Source organism: Coleofasciculus sp. FACHB-542 (genome assembly GCF_014695825.1).
Taxonomy (GTDB): Bacteria; Cyanobacteriota; Cyanobacteriia; order Cyanobacteriales; family FACHB-T130; genus FACHB-T130.
The window spans coordinates 20,536-42,489 of the sequence record NZ_JACJPB010000043.1; the positions used below are offsets into that span (position 1 = coordinate 20,536).

Sequence of the window (21,954 nt, forward strand, 5' to 3'; positions counted from 1 at the left end):
ACTGTGTGATGTAGCGATCGCTCTTATCTTTCGACCTGTGCATTCTCAATACAGGTTCTTAACTGTTCGGTGAGAACCTGGACATGGGGTTTCTTGAGCATGGTTAGGTGATTGCCAGGAATGTTATAAATTTCCACTCCTCCTCCAGCTAGCTCGCCCCAACCCATACTTGGATCTTGATTCGCAGCGATATTTTGTTCGCTATTTTTCAAAAGAGTAATTTTGCTAGGATAGACTTGCGGCACATAGCTAAGCGCTGCTTGACTATTCGCTTGAAAAACCCTAAGTATCGATTTACTTCTTAATTCTTTTAATATTCGTTTTTTAGATTCTTTAGAGATTAGCTTGCTTTGGGGCTTGTCGGTAGCGGCTATAAGATAAAAATAATCCATAAAATAAGGCCATATATGTCGCGCTACTGTGTTCATCAGAAACTTTAAACCGTCCCCGAAGGAAGGTTTGTTTTTAGAAATTGGTGCGGAAGTATCTATCACAGCCAGTAGAGCTACTTTATGCCCAGTTTTTTGAAATTGTTGAGCCATTTCAAAAGCAACCAAGCCTCCAAAAGACCAACCTCCTAAAAAATAAGGGCCATTCGGCTGCACTGCACGTAAGGCATCAATATAATAAGCCGCTATATCCTCAATACGAGTTAATGGGGATTGTTCTCCGTCCATACCCAGAGGTTGTAGCCCATAAAATGGTTGTTCTGTCCCCAAATGATATGCGACTTCATAATAAGGAAAGACAACTCCAAAAATGGGATGAACGCAGAAGAAAGGTGGATTTGAACCTTTAGGCTGAATGGCAACCAAGGGCGACCAAAATGGAGAATCTGTTTCTGGAGATAGCGTGCTGGCTAGACCTTCAATAGTTGGATTTAAGAATAGAGTAGATAGCGGTAATTCGCGCTCAAATTGCTTGCGTATCTGCTCCATGAGGGTGATACTCAGCAGCGAATTTCCCCCTAAATCGAAGAAGTTATCGTAAATACTTACACGCTCGATGTTAAGAACTTTAACCCAGATTTTGGCGAGGACTGACTCAGTCGGATTACGAGGTTCAATGTAAGCCTTATCTAGGGTTTGGCTAGTTGAATTATCGGGTTCGGGTAAGTTCCGACGATTGACTTTGCCATTAGGTGTTAAAGGCAGAGCTTCTATCATGACAAAAGCTGAAGGAACCATGTATTCTGGCAACTTCTTCCTTAGGAAATCACGGAGTTCAATGATTGTAGGGGTAAAATTTTGGGCTGGCACAATATAAGCGATTAAACGCTTATCACCAGATATCTCTGTAGCAATTACCACCGTTTCTCTGACTGTCGGATGCTGAGTCAGCAGTGCCTCAATCTCTCCTAATTCGATGCGGAAACCGCGAATTTTTACTTGGTCATCAAGGCGACCTAAAAATTCAATGTTGCCGTCTGGTCGATAACGAGCTAAATCGCCGGTTTTATAAAGACGCTCCTCCCTACCCCCCTTTAAAAGGGGGGAGAAAAAAGAGTTTTTTCGGGTTTCTTCTTCATTTTCTATTTTTGCCTTTTTGAAAGGATTAAGAATAAATCGTTCGGTAGTTAAATCAGGGCGATTGAGATATCCCTGCGCCAGTCCATCACCCTGGATGTACAATTCGCCAGTAATTCCGATGGGTACAGGCTGTAAATATTTATCTAATATATAAATTTGAGTGTTAGCAATTGGGCGACCGATGGGCGGCTTTTTGCTATTGTCATTAATTTCTGAAATCGTAGCCCAAACAGTTGATTCAGTTGGTCCATAAGCGTTAAAAAATCTGCGATCAGAAGCCAATTTGTTTACAATATCTTTAGAACAAGATTCGCCTGCACAGATGATAGTTTGCAGCGCAGGAAGTTTTTCTGGTAATACTGCGAGTACAGTAGGCGGGAGCGTGGCGTGAGTAATCGCATTCTCGCGCAATAACTTGATTAAGGGTTGTCCAGGTAGAAGAGTTTCTTTTTTGGCTAAATAGAGAGTGGCTCCCGATCGCAATGCCATGACAATCTCGAAGATTGAGGCATCAAAACTCAAGGATGCGAATTGCAGGATGCGATCGCTTGGCTGTACCTTGAAAACCTCAAGCTGAGCTTCTGCTAAGTTAGACAGTCCTCTGTGCTGCACTAAAACGCCTTTTGGTTTTCCGGTTGAGCCAGAGGTGTAGATGACATAAGCTAGATTTTCAGATGTTACGTTGCTGGTTGGGTTGTGTTGGGGATGGTGAGCGATCGCATCCAAGTCCGTATCCAAACAAACTACAGATAAACCGTCTTGGCGATCCTCCCAACAGGTCTTCAACAGGGAGGATAGATGGGAATGAGTTAGCAAGATCGATACCTGAGCGTCCTCTAGCATGAAGCTAAGACGTTCTTGTGGATAGGTGGGATCTAAAGGCAGGTATGCTCCTCCGGCTTTGAGGATGCCTAACAGTCCTACAATCATCTCTAGGGAACGCTCTATACAGATGCCAACTAGAACGTCTGGAACTACCCCCAATTGTTGTAGGTGGTGTGCAAGTTGATTGGCTCTGATGTTGAGTTCGCGGTAGGTTAATTGCTGATTTTCAAAGATGAGCGCAATCGCATTCGGAATCTGCTCTACTTGTGCCTCAAACAACTGATGAAAACACTGGTTTTGCGGGTAATCTCTTCTGGTATTATTCCAATCAATTAATAACTGTTGCCTTTCGGCTGCTGTCAATAAAGGCAACTCGCAAAGGCTTTGCTCTGGATTTGCAACAATACCCTCCAGCAGCGTTTGGTAATGTCCCAGCATCCGAGTAATGGTAGCATCATCAAATAAATCAGTGCTGTAAATTACCTGTCCTCTGAGAGCTTCCGGAGATTCCCACAGGTGAAACTCTAGGTCAAACTTAGCGCTGGGGTTGTCAAAATCTAGATGCGAAAGTGTTAGCCCAGGTAACTCTAGCGCCTCAATGGGTGTATTTTGTAGGCTGAATGCCACCTGAAATAATGGATGATGGCTCAGGTTGCGCTCTGGATGCAGTTCCTCTACTAGCTTCTCAAAGGGTAAATCTTGATGGGCGTATGCTCCTAGCGCCACCTCCCGGACTCTGCTCAGCAATTCCAGAAATGTTGGATTGCCGGATAAATTAGTACGCAGCACCAAACTATTGACAAAAAAGCCAATTAAACCCTCAATTTCGCGGCGGTTGCGGTTAGCAATGGGTGAGCCGACAACAATATCTTCTTGCTGTGTATAGCGGTAAAGTAAGGTTTGAAATGCCGCCAAAAGGGTCATGAAGAGAGTAACGCCTTGGCGCTGCGAAAGTGCCTCTAGTTCCTCACTCAGGCTTTTCGGTAACTCTAGAAATTGCGTTGCGCCTTGATAGGTTGGAGCCGCTGGGCGAGGTTTGTCAGTGGGCAAGTTAAGTGAGGGAAGATTGTTCAGTTGCTGCTTCCAGTAGGCTAACTGAGTCTCTAAAACTTCACCCTGTAGCCATTCGCGCTGCCAGTCTGCAAAGTCTGCATATTGGATCGGTAGTTCTGGCAAAGGCGATCGCTCGTTATTGCCAAAAGCGGTATACAGCGTTCCGAGTTCCCGAATTAGCACCCCAATCGACCAGCCATCGGAGATAATGTGGTGCAGATTCAGCAAAAGTACGTGTTCTGAGGAATCTAGCTGTAGCAGCATCACTCGCAGTAACGAGTCTTGAGATAAATCAAAAGGACGCGATCGCTCCTCAGTGGCTAGTCGTCGAGTTTCCGCTTCCCGTTCGGTTGCAGATAGATGCCGCAAATCTATAAGGGGCAAAGGTATGGTTAAGCTGGGAGCAATGACTTGAACAGGTTGCCCATCGAGCATCCTAAAAGTGGTACGCAAAGCTTCATGGCGACGCACGATTTCGTTGAACGTCTCCTCCAGCGCCCAAGCGTTGAGCGAACCTTTTAGGCGAAGTGCAGTCGCTACATTGTAAAAGGTATTGCCAGGGAATAGCTGGTCGAGAAACCACAGTCGCTGTTGGGCAAAAGATGCCGGAAATACAAAAACTTCTGTTTCTTCAGCTTTCATTTTGTTGTTGCTGTTCAATCAGCACCCCAACCATAAAAATCTGTTTAGCCGTCAAATTTAACTCTGGAAATGCTGGCGACTGAATGCGATCGCTACCTCTAAACAGATTCACTTGGTACTCACCCTCAACCAATGAGTAAACCGAAATAGTAGGTTGCTTGGGGTTGCCAATAAATCGCCTACCGCCTAAACCCAGGTAATCAACAATCCAATATTCAGGCACACCAATTTCTTCATAATCTGCAACTTTGAGCAGGTAATCATCTCGCCAATTGGTACTGACGACTTCAATTACTAGAGGGATTGACGCACCTTGAGTAACAGTTGAAGATCTTTTCCATAACGGTTCCGCCGCTAGATTAGGTCGATTTAGTATTAGTACGTCTGGTAAATAACCTGATTTTTTTTCTGGCGGCTTAACTAGCGCTTGATTGGGTATGAAGTAGGGAAGATTCAATCGCTTAAACTCTACAGTTAGTTCAGAAGCTAAAAACCCGGTAATCTCTTCATATTCTCCTACTGGCTGCATTTCAATAATTATCCCGTCATGCAGTTCATAGCGTCTCGTTTCCGGTTTCCACTCTAGAAAGTCTTCAAAGGTGATTGTTTTGGGTAAGGCTTGAGTCATAGCTTGCTGCTCTCTCAGAATCAGTGTAGATGCATTTTATTCAATGGGGCGATAGCGCGCTAATTTGAAGGTTGAGTTATTTCTTTTGGACAGGTGGCTCCGATCGCATCATAAAGAGCGAATTACTGTTGCTATATTGTAGAAGGAATTGCTAAGTTGCGATCGCTATGATCAAAGTACAAACAGAAATGTCTAAAACTTCTGGATTATACGAGACAGACTTTTATGCTTGGACGATCGAACAAGTTCCTGCCGGAATCTCAGCTCCATCCGTTACGGCCCAAAATGAAGCATTTGCCATTCACTACCTTAGCCCCAGGAATCTGCTATGCCTTAATTAAACAGAAAGGATTTGACCGAAGGAACCATACGAGCTAATTCAGTTTTATTGTGTTTGAGAAGCTCATGCTCCCATAATTCATTAGTATCGTCAGGGCAGTCATTTGCAAGAGTTTCTCCAATCTCTTCAAAATTCTTTTTAATGTCGCTTCTTAACTTCTCTGGTTCAGATAACACTCCGAGAACAAATACTCTATCTTCTAAATCAATTGGAATATTTTGCTTCACATAATCTAATCGATCTTTATCTTGATCAAAATCAATTAACAAAACAATTATTCTATGTGGATATTGGCGCATTGTAGAGGCATAATCATTCGTAAATTTCTCCACAACATCTTTCCAGCCACTAGCCTCTGGTAGAACTTGAATAGCACGACTATTGAGTTTTGAATAAAGCAAAAATCCGTTGGCAATTTGGCGATTAGCGTCATCTTCGGGCAACACAAGAAGATGAGGTTGGTACTTATTCACACTCATAATTCTATGTCGCCACGAATTAAGGTGTCTACAAGGTCGCCACTAACAGGTATATCACTGAGCAACCTAACTAAGGTTGGCTCTAGGTGACTCTTTCGATCGAGTACAAAGGTGTTTTCATTGGAAAACTTTCGGATTGCTTCCTCATTATGCGAGGTTACTACAATCTGACCGCTATTCTTAAATGAGCGTCGTAGTGATGTTACAAAATGTCCAACCTCTGACAGGGAAAGATAGTTATCAGGTTCGTCCCAAAAGCAAAAAAGTGGGCCGTAGTATTTGTTGGCAGCTAAGACAACAGCACAAAGAAAAAAGCATTTCTCCCCATCAGATAAGTCTTTAAAATCAACGCTCAGATTGGCACTCTTTGCTTCAAATCGAACAACCATACTTTTAGAGTCTTTACCGATCTGTTCATTCAGAAAATCCTGAATGTCAGGCATAACTTCTCTGAGGTATCTGTCAGCCTGTGTGTAGGCAGCAGGGTAGCGACTGAGTAACCCAGAGAACCACTCACCAAAATTTGAACCGTCTCGTTTTGGCTCCAACGTTTCCCCGTTAGAGTCTCCAGTCATCAGGCTTGGAATCGGGGCTAAAATAATCGTGCGCGCCAGCCAAGTCTTGAAAATACGAAGCGGATCGGTTTCTGATTGTTCTTGAATCACTGGAAGAGCAACGAGATGCCAATCTACCAGAAACTGAGCTTCAGGATTTCGCGGGCTGGTGTAAAGAGTGACTTGGGCTTCCTTGCGAGAGTAAATTGGATTTCCTGAAATTAACAGTTGCTCTTCAAAAACTCGAAGCTCTCTAAAGTTTTCTGGTAATTCCAATGCAAGGATATATTTGTATAGTTTATTGTTTAGTAATACTTCTATCTCAAATCTAATTGGAACATCAGACTTTCCTCGATTGAAATCTTTAGGATCGATAAGACCAAGATGATTTTTATCAAATTCACGCATTCTGTTAATGCCTCGACCAATGTGTTGAAGGATTTCCAATACAACACGGATGGTTGATTTACCTGCACCATTTTTCCCAATTAAAAGGGAGGATGGCATCTCTTTGAGAATCAGTTCAAAGTTCTCCAGGCATCTGAAGTTATTTACGTATAGTCTTTGGAGCATAGAAAAACGACTCCGGGGAGTGAAAAGTGAAAAAAATCGGTCAGCCTAATTAACCAATATACATTATTAGTAATTTCCATCTCACGAGAAATTGACACTAAGGCTGGAGCTTTACTTTCACGCTTACTGTCTTTCAATCTTTAACCCCTTTAGAAAATTGCGCGATCGCGTAACTTCACCACTTGTGCCAGTATGATTAAGGCGTGATCGCACGATTTCGTTTCAAACCACTCGGTTCTGACGAATGCACTCTGCATACCAATTAAAGCTTGCTTTGGGAATGCGTTGTTGCGTCTTGTAATCGACATAGGTAATCCCAAAGCGGCGACTATAACCGTAAGGCCACTCAAAGTTATCCATGAAACTCCAAAGAAAGTAACCTTTCAGGGGATAGCCTTCACGAATGGCTCGATGAGCCGCCTTCAAATACTGGCGTAAATACATAATGCGGTCTGTATCAATTACCTCGCCTTGAGGGTTCAGTTCGTCTTCGGCAGCACAACCATTTTCGGTAATGAACACGGGCAAATCTTGTCGCCTAAGCGTGTTGCTAATATGGCGAATACCCCAATAGATGCTCTCAGGAACGATATGCAGCCAAGGCATATTCATTCGCGGGTAGCCTTTGGGTAAGTCAAGAAACTCGTAACCGTCTTTATTGTCCGCCGCACGAACATAAGTTCCCGTGTAAATATTGATACCGATTGCGTCGAGGGGCTGGTGAATGATTTCCAAATCGCCCGACTGAATATCTGGGGCATCAGCGCCCAACTTCTCAAGCATTGCTGGACTGTAGACACCCGTCAGCGCTGGAAAAATAATCCCACCATTGAGCCAAGAAGTATGGAAAGCTTGCTGAGCCGCTGTTATATCAGCCGCTGATTCGGTGAGGGGAACGGTGACAGAAATATTGTCTACAAGTGCTACGGAACAAGGAACGGGCGAGGCAGCACGGATAGCTTGACAGCCCATTCCATGAGCGAGGAGGGCATGGTGAGAAGTCTGCCACACTTCTTTGCGAGTTTTGACGCGAGTGCCAGGGGCAAAGGGTGGGTCTTTATCCACATCGTAGGCGAAATCAGTGAAGCAGGGGATTTCGTTGATGGTCATCCAGTTGGTGATGCGATCGCCTAACCGACTGACAACAGCAGTAACATAGTCAGCAAAATCTGAAGCCATCTCCCGGCTGCGCCAAGAACCGTACAAATCCTCTAGTGCTTGAGGACTGTCCCAATGAAACAAGGTGGCGTGGGGAGTAATCCCGTGTTTGTGCAGGCAATCAACCAGACGCTTGTAGAAATCAATTCCCTTCTCATTCACGTTTCCCCGACCATCAGGAATAATTCGGGGCCAAGCGATACTAAAGCGATAATGCTTGATGCCCAGTTGTGCCATCAGTTCTACGTCTGTTTCGTAGCGGTGGTAATGGTCGCAAGCAACAGCACCCGTATCGCCATTCTCAACCCGTCCGGGGGTGGCACTGAAGGTATCCCAGACGCTGGGTTTGCGATCGCCTTCTGTTGCCGCACCCTCTATCTGATAGGCGGAGGTAGCCGCGCCCCAGATGAAATTTTCTGGAAATTGGTCGCTGGTTTTCATCTGGTTCACGGTTGCTGGTTTTCTTTATTGAGAGAAGATAGCTTCATGCGACGATTTTCACGAGAAATTGGCACTAAGGCTGGGGCTTTGCTTTGAGTAGTGGTCTGCTGAAAACTAGCGATCGCTTTCGATAATTCTGCAATGGTCGGTGCCTCAAAGACACTACGCAAAGGTAACTCCACCGCGAATGCGTCGCGCACTCTAGAAACAAGCTGAGTCGCTAGTAATGAATGTCCTCCTAATTCAAAGAAATTATCGTGAATACCTACCCGTTTAACTCCCAAAACTTCAGCAAAAATTTTCACTAACACTTCCTCAACCGGAGTTTGAGGTGCAACATAATTTCCTGCCAATTCTAGTTTGACTGGTTCAGGTGCCGGTAAAGCACGGCGATCGACTTTGCCATTCGGCGTCAGCGGTAGAGATTCCAGCACCACAAAAGCCGATGGCACCATGTACTCAGGTAGCTTTTGGGCTAGATAAGTCTGCAATTGAGGGATTAACTTACGAGCTGCTTTTGCTTGCAGGGGATTATTCGCATAAGATTGTAGCGATCGCAATTTAGCGCTGAGTGGCAAAGTAGTTTTTTCGTCTATTTCTTTGCTTACAAAAACTACATCGTAGCGTCCATCACTAGCGGAATTTGACCAGCTAATATCAACGTCGTAAGGGACATCTAGGCTATAAAAATCTTCTGGATCTACTCCTAAATTTTGGAGCTTTTGCAATACTTCACGCATCTGTCCCGCAGTTTTAAACTCTGCTGCGCCTGAGAGCCATTCTGCTGTTTTAACTGCTGCTGTTACCCGCGCATTAGGCACATTGGTAATGCTTAATAGTTCTGGTTGGTTATCAACTAATAGCTGATGTACAACGGAGACGGTTAAGTTATTTTCGTGCCAGTCTAGCGAGGCACCCCTCCCCAGCCCTCCCCGCAACAGGGAGGGAGCCGGAGTATTCTTACTTCCCGCCACTTCGGGGGGATTGATGTAGGTGCTTTCAGAATCTATTTCAGCGCTAATATGCAGAATCGCGTTATAACGAAACTGCGTTAATTCATTGTGATGATGACCCCGGATTAGTTGAATTTGTACGTCGCTAATCTGGGGAAATCGCTGCTTTAATGCACTGAAGAAAGCTGGATCAATTACTAACTCCGTTTCTTGGAACATTTGCATTTCTACCCGTTGCTGCAACTGTTCGCGGGTGAGGGAGGGTTCGGCTTGATAAAGCTGTACTGAGGCGTGGAAAGCTTGCAGCAGGGGGAGGCTACGCACATCGCCGATGAAGATGAAGCCACCGGGAGCGATCGCATTTATTGCTCCCTCCAGTACGCGCACCAGATAATCAATATTGGGAAAATATTGCACAACCGAGTTCAGAATCACCGTATCAAAGGCTTCGGACTCCACTCCCTCAAAGTCAGTCGCCAACTTCTGAAGCAATGTTACTTGAGGTAATTGTGCCAATTGCTCCTGGATGTAGTTAAGTGAAGCCGAGGAAAAGTCTGTCCCACAATATTTATTGCAGTGAGGCGCAATTCTAAACAACAATAAACCTGTTCCACACCCTATTTCTAACACTCGACTTGGTTGCAAATCCAGAATTCCCGCAACTTGGTTATCTACCCATTCACGCATCTGTTCTGCTGGAATCGGTTGATTAGTATAACTGCTATTCCAACCGACAATATTGAATTTTGGATCTGAACTAGCAGCAGGTTGATTATAATTTTCGTTGTAGAGCATCTGCCATTGCGAAACCTGCTCATCTTGCAATTGCATTTCCATCTGCTTCTGTTCGCTGTATTCAGCATTTAGTGCTAGATAAACTACTAAACGCTTTTCCCCCGGTACATCTTCACGAGTTATTACAACATTTTGCAGCACTGCTGGATGTTGACTCAGTACCGCTTCAATTTCTCCCAACTCTATGCGGAAGCCGCGAATTTTTACCTGTTCGTCGAGACGACCTAAAAATTCGATATTGCCATCTGGTTGATAGCGAACTAAATCGCCTGTTTTATAAAGACGTGCTTCTGGTTGGTTGCTAAAAGGATTAGAAATGAATTTTTCAGCAGTTAAATCAGGACGGTTTAAATAACCTCGCGCTAGTCCATCACCACCAATGTGCAATTCACCAGCAACGCCGATGGGTACAGGTTGTAAATATCTATCTAGAACATAAACTTGAGTGTTGGCAATGGGACGACCAATTGTAGGCGCGATCGCATTTCCTAATACTGCTACATCTGTAATCCCTTCTTGCTCCCCTTTTAAAGCCCTATTGAAGGAATTTTCTTGCTCTCTAACAGCAACAATACCGGATGTTGTAACAACAGTATTCTCAGTTGGACCATAATTATTCACTACCTGGAAAGGATATTCAGCCAAAGGATACTGATGTAATTTATCGCCTCCTGTTAATAAGACTCGCAATGCTATATCTTTAGACCAATCTAATAACAAAGCTTTCTCAGCTAAAGGGGTCGGCAAGAAGCTAATAGTTATCGATTTTGATACTAAAAAATCTCGCAGCTTTTCAGGCGATCGCCTAATTTCATCATCGGTCAAATAAATGCTAGCTCCTGCACTCAAATAAGGCAAAATTTCCCATGTGCAAGCATCAAATGCACATCCCGCAACCTGCGTTACCTGGTCAAGCGGTGAAACTGCAAACGCTTGTTGATGCCAAAATACTAGATTTAATAGTCCACCATGTTTAATTTGAACTCCTTTAGGCTTTCCAGTGGTGCCAGAGGTATAAATAACATAAGCAAGGTTTTCTGCGGTAACATTGCTGCTAGGATTGTCTTCACTCTCTTGGGAAATTCTTTCCCAATCCATGTCTAAAGAAATTATTTTTGGATTTTGATTATCAAGGCGTTCGATATACTGTTCGCGTGTTAATAAAACTGGCACTTGAGCATCTTTAAGCATAAAACTTAAACGCTCAGGAGGGTAGCTGGGGTCTAAAGGTAGGTAGGCTCCACCTGCTTTCAGGATGGCTAACATCCCGATTATCATATCAAGCGATCGCTCTACGCAAAGTCCTACTAAAATTTCCGCACCGATACCCAATTTTTGCAAATAACGTGCAAGTTTGTTGCTGCGTATATTTAACTCTTGGTAGGTGAGTTCTTTATCTTCAAATACTAGAGCAATCGCATCTTTATTCTGCTCTACCTGTGCTTCAAATAGCTGATGAACACACAAATCATTGGGATAATCTACTTTGGTATTATTCCATTGCACTAACAGTTGATGTAGTTCAGCTTCACTTAATATCGGTAATTCGGCAACTCGTTGCTCTGGATTCGCAACAATGCCCTCTAGCAATATTTGGAAATGCTCCAGCATCCGGTTAATGGTGGCTGCATCAAATAAATCGGTGCTGTATACGACAAAGCCGCTAATTCCTTCTGAACTATCTACCCCTAACCCATTATTTTCCTTTTGCTCCCACAAGTGGAACTCTAAATCAAACCGCGTTGTTTCTGTATCAACAAATTGCAACGGGCTTAAGGTTAACTCTGGTAGCTCTAGCGCCGACATTGGCGCATTTTGTAATGCAAACACCACCTGAAACAGGGGATTTTGATTCAAGTTGCGCTCCGGATGCAGTTCCTCCACCAGCTTTTCAAAAGGCAAATCTTGGTGAGCATACGCTCCCAGCGATACCTCTCGCACTCGACTCAAAAGTGAGCGAAATGTTGGGTTTCCATCAAAGTTGGTACGCAACACTAAACTATTAACAAAAAAACCAATTAACCCTTCTATTTCGCTGCGGTTGCGGTTGGCAATTGGCGAACCTACGGCAATATCTTCTTGCTGAGTGTAGCGGTACAGCAAGGTTTGAAATGCTGCCAGTAAAGTCATAAACAAAGTTACGCCTTCTTGCTGGCTTAAGGCTTCTAACGCCTTACTCAGGCTTTTTGGTAGTTGCAAAAGTTGCGTTGCACCCCGGTAGCTTTGAACGGCTGGTCGAGGTCTGTCAGTAGGCAAATTTAAGATAGAAATGCCCTCTAATTGCTGCCGCCAGTAAGCAAGTTGTGTTTCCAATACTTCCCCTTGCAACCACTCACGTTGCCAGTGGGCAAAGTCTGCATACTGAATAGGTAGTTCTGGTAAAGGTGTAGAGACGGAAAATTTATCGTCTTTACAAGAAGCAAAGGCTGTGTAGAGTGCCGCTAACTCGCGAATTAGTACCCCCATAGACCAGCCATCGGAGACAATGTGGTGCAGAACCAGCAGTAGCACATATTCTGACTCATCTAACCGCAGTAGCGTTACTCGTAGAAAAGGGTCTTTGGACAAATCGAAAGGGCGTTGAGCTTCTTGGGTGGTGATGCGTCGCGCTTCGGTTTCTAATTCTCCTAGCCCTTTTAGGGCGGCTTCGGCAACAGAGACGCTTTGCGATTCTCCTTCGGAGACGCTTCGCGATCGCAAATCTATTACTGGTAGAGGTACAGTTAAAGTGGATGCGATCGCTTGCACGGGTTGCCCTTCCACCGTTACAAAAGTGGTGCGTAAAGCTTCGTGACGGCGCACAATTTCGTTAAAAGCCTCTTTCAACGCCGCTAAATTTAGCGAACCGACCAGACGCACAGCTGCCGGAACATTATAGAAAGCATTGTTAGGTACTAATTGATCCAGAAACCACAGCCGCTGTTGTGCAAAGGATAGGGAGAGATTTCTGTCCCGCGAAATGGGTGTAAGGCTTATCGGAGTAGCGTTTTTGGTAACGTTAGCTGTCCTTAGAAATGAGAGAATTTCAGCTTTGCGTTCAGCTATCTCTGCACGTAGTTCTGCGGTGAGGCTTCCTTCTGGGGCGTTACAGCGCAGGCGTTCTCCATCGACAAAAACCTGAATATCTAAGCTACGGAGGTAAGATAAAAACTCAACTGTTTTCAAAATTAAACCTCTTCTAGGACACTACCCGCTAGAGGAGTGTACTTGCTATTGACCCGACTGTGGTCTAACCTCGGTATGACGTTGGAAGACAACGCAGTCAACATCCTACCCTAAAGGTTTCTGCTCATGGTGTTCATGCCCCTCAATTTCCTACTCGTATGGCTGGTTGGATTGCTGTCCATCGGGATACTGGGCGGAGGGATTTACATTCTGTATGAGTGGTATGAAGGGGAACTGGTGGGGACATCCTACTTGATAGGCGGACTGGCGATGGTTTTGTGGTCTCTTGGCGGTCGTTTTATCAGCTTGCCGCTGCTGCGTCGCCAAGGTGCTGACGAACCTAAATTGATGCGTACTGGAACTGTACAGCGCTTGCCACGACCGGATGGTAGCGTCCTGCACGTAGAGTTCTATGGGCCTGAAGATGGTCAACCGATTATCTTGTCACACGGTTGGGGACCAAACAGTGCGGTATGGTACTATGCCAAGCGACAACTGAGCGATCGCTTCCGAGTAATAGTATGGGATTTGCCAGGACTCGGAAAATCCACTAGACCCAAAAATAACGACTACTCCGTAGAAAAATATGCCCGTGACCTCGAAGCCGTTGTTGCGAGCGCGGGAGACAAGCCGGTTATCCTGCTTGGACACAGCATGGGTGGCATGATTAACCTAACATTCTGTCGGCTGTTTCCAGAACATCTGGGGCGTCGCGTAGCAGGCTTAATCCTCGCAGATACAACCTACACCAATCCACTGAAAACTTCTATCTTGAGCAGTGTGTTACCCAAATTGCAGAAACCGCTGCTTGAACCATTGCTGTACCTCACCATGCTCCTGTCACCCCTCTTTTGGCTGATGACTTGGCTAAGCTATCTCAACGGTTCGCTACACATCAGCGTAGAGATTTCTGGATTTAAGGGGACTGAAACCCGCGGTCAACTGGATTTCGCCGCTTTCTTATCGGCTTTAGGTTCGCCTGGTGTTCTCGCTCGCGGTACATTGGCAATGTTCAATTTCGAGGAAACAACAACACTCCCAACGATTAACGTTCCGGTGTTGGTCGTTTGCGGTGCAACAGATATCGCAACTAAACCTGTTGCAAGCGATCGCATGAAAGCGGAATTGCCTCAAGCTGAACTCGTCACCATTAAGCCGGGTGGACACATGGTATTGATGGAGAAAAATCAGCTCTTTTCCGAAGTTGTCAGTGCGTTTTGTGCTAAATGCGGGTAACGCTCAGAACATTTTAGATTACTTGCGCTTGCTGACTCTTGAGTATTTGCAAATGAGATTGTAGAAAGACTTAAAATTCTATTTCTTCTCGCTCATTTCCCGTGGAACTCGTGTTATCCAAACCTTTCGCCGCCCAACACATTGTTTCAATGTGCCTAGCTAAGCTAGCTACTGTTGGAGATTCAAACAAGTTGCGTACAGACAACTCTATTTGGAAAGCATCGCGGATGCGGGAAGTTAGCTGAGTTGCGAGTAGAGAATGACCGCCCAATTCAAAGAAATTGTCGTGGACACTTACCTGCTCTTTTCCCAAAACTTTAGCCCAAATTTCGGCTAGCGCTTCCTCAACGCGATCGCGTGGTGCGACATAATCTTCTTTGATATCAAAACTGAGCGTATCAACCGCAGGTAAGGCACGGCGATCTACTTTTCCATTCGGTGTCAGCGGTAGGAATTCTAGCATGACATAAGCTGAAGGCACCATGTATTCAGGTAACTTTTCTTTTAGGAATTGCCGCAGATTGATGCTTGCTGGTGCCTGTTTTTGGTTAGGAACAATATAAGCAACCAAGTGCTTATCACCAGGGATTTCTTCCCTAACAATTACCGCTGTCTCGCTCACTACTGGATGCTGATTGAGCGCCGCTTCAATTTCGCCCAATTCGATGCGGAAGCCGCGAATTTTTACCTGATTATCAATGCGACCTAAAAACTCAATATTGCCGTCTGGTAGATAGCGGGCTAAGTCACCCGTTTTATAAAGTCGTGCTTCTGTTTTCTTACTAAAAGGATTAGAAATAAAGCGTTCAGCAGTTAATTCAGGGCGATTCAGATATTCTCGCGCCAATCCATCACCGCCAATGTACAATTCGCCGACAACACCAATCGGTACAGGTTGTAAATGAGCATCCAGCAAATAAATCTGCGTATTCGTAATCGGGCGACCAATGGGGATAGAGGCTGCTGATTCTGTTAATTTCTCCACGCAGTAATAAGAAGAAAATGTCGTACTTTCCGTTGGCCCATAGACATGAATGAATTGCTTTGGCACTCCATGTTTAAGAACCTTTCTGACCCACCGAATATCAACAGCCTCACCTCCAAATAGCAAATAGCGCAAGTCAGCGAAAGCTTGTGGAACCTCTCTAGCAATCTGTTGAAATAAAGCGGTTGTCAAAAATAAAATGCTAATGTCTTTTTGTTGAAGTTGTAAGGCAAACTCGTGGGGCGAAAGGGTGACATCTCTGCTAATTCCAACAAGTTGAGCGCCATTGAGTAACGCGCCCCAAATCTCGAACGTTGCTGCGTCGAAGGAAGTGTTTGAGGCTTGGGCAACTTTATCATCAGGCGACAATTTTACATAATTTGTGTTGCATACCAGCCGATTGACAGCTTTGTGAGTAACCGCAACTCCCTTAGGATTTCCTGTAGAACCAGAAGTGTAGATTACATAAGCTAAGTTCTCGCTGGTTACGCTGCTATTCGGGTTTTCTTCACTTTCTTGGGCAATGATTTCCCAATCCTTATCAAGGGACACAACTGGGTTTGACAAACCCTCAAAATGCCCAACAAATTTTTCCTGTGTCAGCAATAGTACGGGCGTATCCGTGCCAATAATTTCTGGATTGAAGCCAAAGTTTTTCTGTAGAAATGCTTCGCCCTTACAAGCATCATCAAGCATAAACTTCAAACGTTCTTGAGGATAACTAGGATCTAAAGGCACATAAGCTCCCCCTGCTTTCAGAATGCCTAGTAATCCCACAATTAGGTCTACAGAACGCTCCATACAGATGCCGACTAAAACTTCCGAACCTACCCCCAATTTTTGCAAATAATGTGCTAATTGGTTGCTGCGTATGTTCAACTCCCGGTAGGTTAGAGACTCGATAACCCTTGTCTCTAAATTCTCAAACCTTACTGCTATAGAATTAGGATTTTGCTTTACCTGATTTTCAAATAACTGATGGATACACTGATTTTCAGGATAATCTGCCCCGGTGTCGTTTATTTGTATTAATAACTGCTGTCGTTCAGCTTCACCCAATAGCGGTAAATTTGCAACTCGTTCTTCGGGATGATTAACAATCCCTTCAAGCAATGTTTTAAAATGCCCCAGCATTCTAGTAATCGTGGCTTCATCGAATAAATCCGTGTTGTAAACCACTACGCCTCTAATCCCCTCAGAATTCTCCCATTTACCGCCCCACAAGCTCCGGAAATCTTCGGAACATTTCCACAAATGCAATTCCAAATCGAATCGAGTTGTTTTAAATTCAATATCCATAAAGCTAGGTACTAATCCAGGTAGTTCTAGCGCCGACATTGGCGTATTCTCAAAGCCAAATACTACTTGGAATAGCGGATGAATATTTAAGTTGCGCTCTGGATGTAGCTCCTCAACAAGTTTCTCAAAAGGCAAATCTTGATGGCTGTATGCGCCTAGTGTTACCTGCCGGACTCTGCCCAAGAGTTCCCGAAAAGTTGGGTTTCCAGATAAGTCGGTGCGTAATACCAAACTGTTGACAAAAAAACCAATTAAACCTTCAATTTCACTGCGGTTACGGTTAGCAATTGGCGAACCCACCGCAATATCTTCTTGATGCGTGTAGCGATAAAGTAAAATCTGAAATGCTGCCAGCAAAGTCATAAATAGGGTGGTACCTTCTTGCTGCGAAAGCGTCTGGAGCGCATCACTTAGCTTTTTCGGTAACTCTAAAGATTGGGTTGCGCCTCGATAGCTTGCAACAGCTGGTTTCGGTCGGTCAATAGGCAAATTTAGTATGCAAATACCGTTTAATTGTTGTCGCCAGTAAGCTAACTGGGTTTCCAGCACTTCTCCTTGCAGCCACTCGCGCTGCCAATGGGCAAAGTCAGCGTATTGCAGGGGCAGTTCCGGCAACGTAGAGACGGGATGCATCGCGTCTTTACAAGTAAAGGCTGTGTACAGGGTTCCCAGTTCCCGAATCAGCACTCCAATCGACCAATCATCACAGATAATGTGGTGCATATTCAGCAATAGAATATGTTCTGTTTCGGAAAGCTGTAGCAGCTTCACTCGCAGCAATGGGATAGAAGACAAATCAAAAGGACGCTCGATTTCTGCTGCTACCAATTGTTGTGCTTGGAGTTCGCGATCGCATTCTGGAAACTGCCGCAGGTCTACTACGGACAGAGGGATGGTTAAGCCGGAAGCCTTAGCGCAACTTTCCGCAGGAATCACTTGTACGGGTTGCCCCTCTAGCACCTTAAATGTAGTCCGTAAGGCTTCGTGGCGACGCACAATTTCGTTAAACGTCTGCTCTAATGCCGCGAAATTGAGCGCACCTTTTAAGCGAATGACTGTCGGCACATTATAGATCGCATTGCCAGGTATCAACTGGTCAAGGAACCACAGCCGCTGTTGGGCAAATGATGCAGGAAAGACAAAAACCTCTTGTTCAGACATATCGATTCTTTCTTTTGCAGCTATCGGGGCGTTGTCGGCATCCGGCGTCATCTATCTTTGCTTTCACCACAAGGGATAATAGCCTGTCCAGGTTGATTTAATGGGAAGAAGCGATCGCGTAAAGTCAATGCGATTTTTGTGCAGGTATCAAGGGACAAAAGCTAACACGGATACAGGTGTCCCAGAACCACCCCGTAGACGTAAAATCCCAATGACTAATGTGGTGCCAGTGGGCGATAACCGATCGAGATTTGTCAGATTTTCCAATACAATTCCAGCCTTTTTTAGTACCAGGCGGTTGCTGCTAAAGGTTTCATCTTGGCCTGGATCGACGCCATGAGTATCAATTCCCACGCCAGCGATCGCGCGTTGTTCGACTAAGAATCGGCTAGTTTCAGCGCCAAACCCCGGAAAGTGAAATTTGCCCTTCTCGTCCTGATTTAAAAAGGCTTTTTTATCGCTCCACTTTTCTTGCCAACCCGTGTATAGAAGTACAACAGTGTTAGGGAAGATAGGATGGTGTTGCTGTTCCCAGTCGAAGACATCGGCTGTTGTTAAAGCATAGTCAAAATTAGCAATAGCTTTGTCGCGGATATCGATAACAATTGCTGGTACAACGAGCGACTGAGCTGGATAACTCTCAATCCCAACCCCATCTTCATAAAAGCTACTAGGTGCGTTGATATGAGTGCCGCTGTGTTCTCCCATCGAGAATCTTCGTAGATAGTAACCATCTTTTTCTAACTCGGCGACTGGCTCAAATTCAACGAGTGGATCGTTTTGCCAAATAGGTATATTTGGATCAATGACATGACTCAGGTCTACAATTTGGGTGTAATTAATGGTTTTAAGATTATTTGAGCTAGGAATCATGGCGTCTGATTACTAAAAATATTTGTGAGATCCCAGCGGTTAAGACCCCCGAATTCTTAGAGAATTCGGGGGTCTCGCGTTCAAAGTAACTCTTGATAATATTGTTCTGTCTCGGCGGGAAGGAAAACGGTCGTTCGCATTTCCCTGTTTTGAATTTTAAAGGCTTTGGTTATCTGAATGCGACTGAGAAAGTCTAGGTCATGAGAAATTACCAAGATAGCACCTTGATACTCCTCTAACGCTTCCACAATTTGAGTAACGGTTTCCAAATCCAAATTGTTTGTTGGTTCATCCAATACCAGCAACTCAATTTCCGATACGCTAATCATCGCCAGGGCAAGTCTTGCTAGCTCTCCTCCACTTAAGACCTCAGCTTTTTTATTCACTTCATCATTGAAAAATAAAAAGTGTCCAAGCTGTTGTCTGATAAGTTGATACTCAAGGTTGGGATTCGCTGCTTGCAAATTTTCTAAAATGGTTTTTCCTCTATCTACTAACTCGTAAGTTTGGTCAAGATATACAACTTTTAATTTTGGAGCAACTGAAACCTTCCCCGATGCAAGAATCGCTGGGGAATTTTTTCGATGGATGCCCAAAACTGCCCGAATTAAGCTAGATTTTCCCGACCCATTCGCCCCAGAAATAGCAACTCGCTCACCGGATGCTATGTGCATCTGTATATTCTTTATGAGAAACTGATTTACAATTTTCAGATTGGCTCCTTGAATGTTAATTAAGCTTCTCCCCTTTTTACTACTTTCTTCTTCAAGGCGAACAATGGCAACTGGATTTGTCCTAATTTTGGCAGATTCCAAATTTTGTGTAGCTTTAGCGATCGCCGCCTCATGTTTTTTTGAGGCGCTTCCAGCACTTGCTGATGCTCGATTCTCGAAGAATCTTCTTGCAGATTTTCCCATACTTCTATCGTGAGCTTGTTTACGCCCTTCTCTTCGGGATTTTCCTGCCCGTTTCTCTTCTTGCAAAGACGCATCAGTTGCCTGCTTAAGTTCTTTTTTGGCTATTTCTCGCGTCCTCAAAGCCACCTGAAATTCAATTTCTTTTTGTTCCTTATAGCTGGAAAAGTTACCACCGTAAACTTTCACTCCTAATGCTGTTAGCTCCCAAATAGTGTTGACAACTTGATTTAGGAAAAAAGGTTTGTGAGAGACAATCACAAAAGGTTGCTTCAATTCTTGGAGAAAATTCTTCAGATTCTCTAAAGCTAATAAATCCAGGTGATTAGTGGGTTCATCTAGGAGTAACACGCTTGGTTTTCTGTATAAACCAATTGCCAGAAACAATTTAGTCAGCTCTCCACCACTCAGGCTGCTAACTGGTAGCGAAATATCCACATAAGTTTTAAACTTGACCTCTAAAAGGTTACTGATTTCCCACCAATCTTCTGAAAAGTTACTTAAAAAATCAAGAACAGTCGCACCTTGAGTTGCCTGGATAAGGGTGCTAATTTGTGGAAGGTAATAAACCGTACCTTCACGATTCACAGAACCCGAACTAGGCTGAATTTCACCAGCCAAGATTTTGAGCAAGGTTGATTTTCCTACCCCATTAGCACCGACAAGCGCAATTCTATCTCCCTCATTCACTGTGGCTTGAACATTGGTAAATAAGGTTTGGTCGGAAGCGAGTTCGTAGCTAATTTGTTCGGCGGTTAGAAATGATTTTTTTTGCATATATGCTGAATCCTGGGTAATTAGAGTACAGATGATGATTTTTTGTTAGGTTCTTCATGGCTATTTCCAAAATACTGAGTGTTGATAAAAAACGCTGGCAAGTCAACTCACGGCTACACGAATTCAACTGCCTATGCGGAATTGAGGCCTTGAAACTTCCAAGTTTAACTTGGAAGTTTCGAGACTCCACTTCCCAATCCTTACTGGTTGCTCCTAGAAGTTAACGCTTTTTTGCTGGCTAAGATAATGACTTAGCTGCTTAGCGTTTTGGATTGTTTCTTAGAGCTTTATGGATTTTTTTCCATTTTTCCTTCTCGGCTAAAGACGCTTTTTGATCTTGTTTCCGGTGATTGTATTCAAGCTCTTGTTGAAGTTTTCGGTAGTTCCGGAAACGTTGCTTATCTAGAATGCCATCAAGCAAAGCTTGTTGCACTGCACAACCGGGTTCTGCTTCATGTTGGCAATCGCGAAAGCGACACTCTGTAGCAAGCGTATTGATATCAGTAAAGGTTTCCTGAAAGCCTTCACTTCCATTCCACATCTGAATTTCTCGCATTCCCGGAGTGTCCATCAGCAAACCCCCAGAAGGCAAAATAATTAACTCTCGATGTGTTGTGGTGTGGCGGCCTCGATTATCTCCTTTGCGTACTGATTGAACTGCTTGAATGTCCTTTTTAGCTAATTGATTGGTAATCGTCGATTTCCCGACTCCCGAAGAACCAATTAGTGCTACGGTTTGCCCCGTACCGAGATAGGGACTCAAGGCATCGAGTCCTTGGTTCTCAATTGCACTCAAGCTAATAATGGGTACGCTAGGAGCGATCGCTTCTACTTCGGCTTTTCGTTGCTCAACTTCATCGCACAAGTCCGCTTTATTTAGAATGATGACTGGATTCGCTCCACTTTCCCAAACCAAAATTAGATAACGTTCGATTCTTCTGAGATTGAAATCCCGATCCAATCCCGAAACCAAAAACACCGTATCAATGTTGGTGGCAATTATTTGCTCATCTGTTTGTGCACCGACAGTTTTCCGAGAAAATTTGCTTTTTCGCGGCAAAATTTCATGAATACTTGCTCTTTCTTCATCGCTAATGATGCTAACAACTACCCAATCTCCGACCGCTGGAAAATCTATTCGTCGCTCGGCTTGGTAACGCATTTTTCCCGTTATTTCTGCCGATAATTCTCCAAACTCAGTGTAGAGAAGGTAGGTATTTTTTTGCTCAAGAGCAACTCGACCAACCGTGTATCCTTGTTGAAAATAGCTGTCAAAGTTTTTCGCAAAAAAACGATTCCAGCCTAACAACTCTAAATTCATTGAAGTTTCCTCTATGGGTGCGGTTATAGACCGCCAAACTCACAGAGGAATCGCGTAAATTATTCGCGTACATCAGAATAATTAAATGAAAAGCTCTGTGAGGATGGGGTGTTGCGTCTGAATGGTTGTGGCGGTCTTAACGGCTACACGCTCTAACATCACTCTTCCTCCTGAGATACTTTTCAATAATTTCCCAGTTAAGGGAACTGTAGTATGATACTACAACCAGTTGCAATTGGCTGAAGGTAGTTTA

The 21,954-nt window shown here is 44.3% G+C and carries 11 protein-coding genes; 1 reads left to right on the top strand and 10 read right to left on the bottom strand.

The genetic code is table 11. From position 1 onward, the window contains the following. Positions 1-23: 23 nt before the first annotated feature. The 6 genes from H6F52_RS16570 to H6F52_RS16595 form a co-directional block, all read right to left on the bottom strand. On the bottom strand, positions 24-4,049 hold the full coding sequence (locus tag H6F52_RS16570) for a non-ribosomal peptide synthetase (protein WP_190536129.1): 4,026 nt from the start codon (positions 4,047-4,049) through the stop codon (positions 24-26). Next, positions 4,039-4,677 (bottom strand): Uma2 family endonuclease, encoded by a 639-nt coding sequence (locus tag H6F52_RS16575; protein WP_190536130.1) that lies wholly within the window; start codon positions 4,675-4,677, stop codon positions 4,039-4,041. Before H6F52_RS16575 ends, H6F52_RS16570 begins: the two co-directional genes overlap by 11 nt. Before the next feature lie 333 nt (positions 4,678-5,010). Continuing rightward, positions 5,011-5,496: a hypothetical protein gene (locus H6F52_RS16580; RefSeq protein WP_190536131.1), complete on the bottom strand. Its 486-nt coding sequence runs from the start codon at positions 5,494-5,496 to the stop codon at positions 5,011-5,013. Next, on the bottom strand, positions 5,493-6,623 hold the full coding sequence (locus H6F52_RS16585) for an AAA family ATPase (protein WP_190536132.1): 1,131 nt from the start codon (positions 6,621-6,623) through the stop codon (positions 5,493-5,495). Before H6F52_RS16585 ends, H6F52_RS16580 begins: the two co-directional genes overlap by 4 nt. Positions 6,624-6,845: 222 nt before the next feature. Continuing rightward, positions 6,846-8,222 carry a GH1 family beta-glucosidase gene (locus H6F52_RS16590; protein WP_190536133.1) on the bottom strand — a complete coding sequence of 459 codons (1,377 nt, stop codon included), beginning with the start codon at positions 8,220-8,222 and terminating at the stop codon, positions 6,846-6,848. 5 nt (positions 8,223-8,227) lie between these two features. Further along, on the bottom strand, positions 8,228-13,135 hold the full coding sequence (locus H6F52_RS16595; protein ID WP_190536134.1) for a non-ribosomal peptide synthetase: 4,908 nt from the start codon (positions 13,133-13,135) through the stop codon (positions 8,228-8,230). Positions 13,136-13,261: 126 nt separating this feature from the next. Between H6F52_RS16595 and H6F52_RS16600 the strand changes: the two genes are divergently transcribed. Further along, positions 13,262-14,371 carry an alpha/beta hydrolase gene (locus H6F52_RS16600; RefSeq protein ID WP_190536135.1) on the top strand — a complete coding sequence of 370 codons (1,110 nt, stop codon included), beginning with the start codon at positions 13,262-13,264 and terminating at the stop codon, positions 14,369-14,371. A gap of 70 nt (positions 14,372-14,441) precedes the next feature. Here H6F52_RS16600 and H6F52_RS16605 read toward each other — a convergent pair whose 3' ends face one another. The 4 genes from H6F52_RS16605 to rsgA form a co-directional block, all read right to left on the bottom strand. Continuing rightward, complete coding sequence (locus tag H6F52_RS16605; RefSeq protein WP_190536171.1) at positions 14,442-17,816, bottom strand: non-ribosomal peptide synthetase; 3,375 nt, start codon at positions 17,814-17,816, stop codon at positions 14,442-14,444. Between the two features lie 147 nt (positions 17,817-17,963). After that, complete coding sequence (locus tag H6F52_RS16610) at positions 17,964-18,689, bottom strand: cyclase family protein (RefSeq protein ID WP_190536136.1); 726 nt, start codon at positions 18,687-18,689, stop codon at positions 17,964-17,966. Between the two features lie 80 nt (positions 18,690-18,769). Continuing rightward, positions 18,770-20,380, bottom strand: coding sequence for a ribosomal protection-like ABC-F family protein (abc-f, locus tag H6F52_RS16615; RefSeq protein WP_190536137.1), 1,611 nt, complete (start codon positions 20,378-20,380; stop codon positions 18,770-18,772). 259 nt (positions 20,381-20,639) lie between these two features. Next, positions 20,640-21,701: a ribosome small subunit-dependent GTPase A gene (gene rsgA / locus H6F52_RS16620; protein ID WP_190536138.1), complete on the bottom strand. Its 1,062-nt coding sequence runs from the start codon at positions 21,699-21,701 to the stop codon at positions 20,640-20,642. Positions 21,702-21,954: the final 253 nt, after the last annotated feature.

Coding starts and splice junctions, on each gene's coding strand:
- H6F52_RS16570 (WP_190536129.1), bottom strand. CDS start 4,049: ATGAAAGCTGAAGAAACAGAAGTTTTTGTATTTCCGGCATCTTTTGCC.
- H6F52_RS16575 (WP_190536130.1), bottom strand. CDS start 4,677: ATGACTCAAGCCTTACCCAAAACAATCACCTTTGAAGACTTTCTAGAG.
- H6F52_RS16580 (WP_190536131.1), bottom strand. CDS start 5,496: ATGAGTGTGAATAAGTACCAACCTCATCTTCTTGTGTTGCCCGAAGAT.
- H6F52_RS16585 (WP_190536132.1), bottom strand. CDS start 6,623: ATGCTCCAAAGACTATACGTAAATAACTTCAGATGCCTGGAGAACTTT.
- H6F52_RS16590 (WP_190536133.1), bottom strand. CDS start 8,222: ATGAAAACCAGCGACCAATTTCCAGAAAATTTCATCTGGGGCGCGGCT.
- H6F52_RS16600 (WP_190536135.1), top strand. CDS start 13,262: ATGGTGTTCATGCCCCTCAATTTCCTACTCGTATGGCTGGTTGGATTG.
- H6F52_RS16605 (WP_190536171.1), bottom strand. CDS start 17,816: ATGTCTGAACAAGAGGTTTTTGTCTTTCCTGCATCATTTGCCCAACAG.
- H6F52_RS16610 (WP_190536136.1), bottom strand. CDS start 18,689: ATGATTCCTAGCTCAAATAATCTTAAAACCATTAATTACACCCAAATT.
- abc-f (WP_190536137.1), bottom strand. CDS start 20,380: ATGCAAAAAAAATCATTTCTAACCGCCGAACAAATTAGCTACGAACTC.
- rsgA (WP_190536138.1), bottom strand. CDS start 21,701: ATGAATTTAGAGTTGTTAGGCTGGAATCGTTTTTTTGCGAAAAACTTT.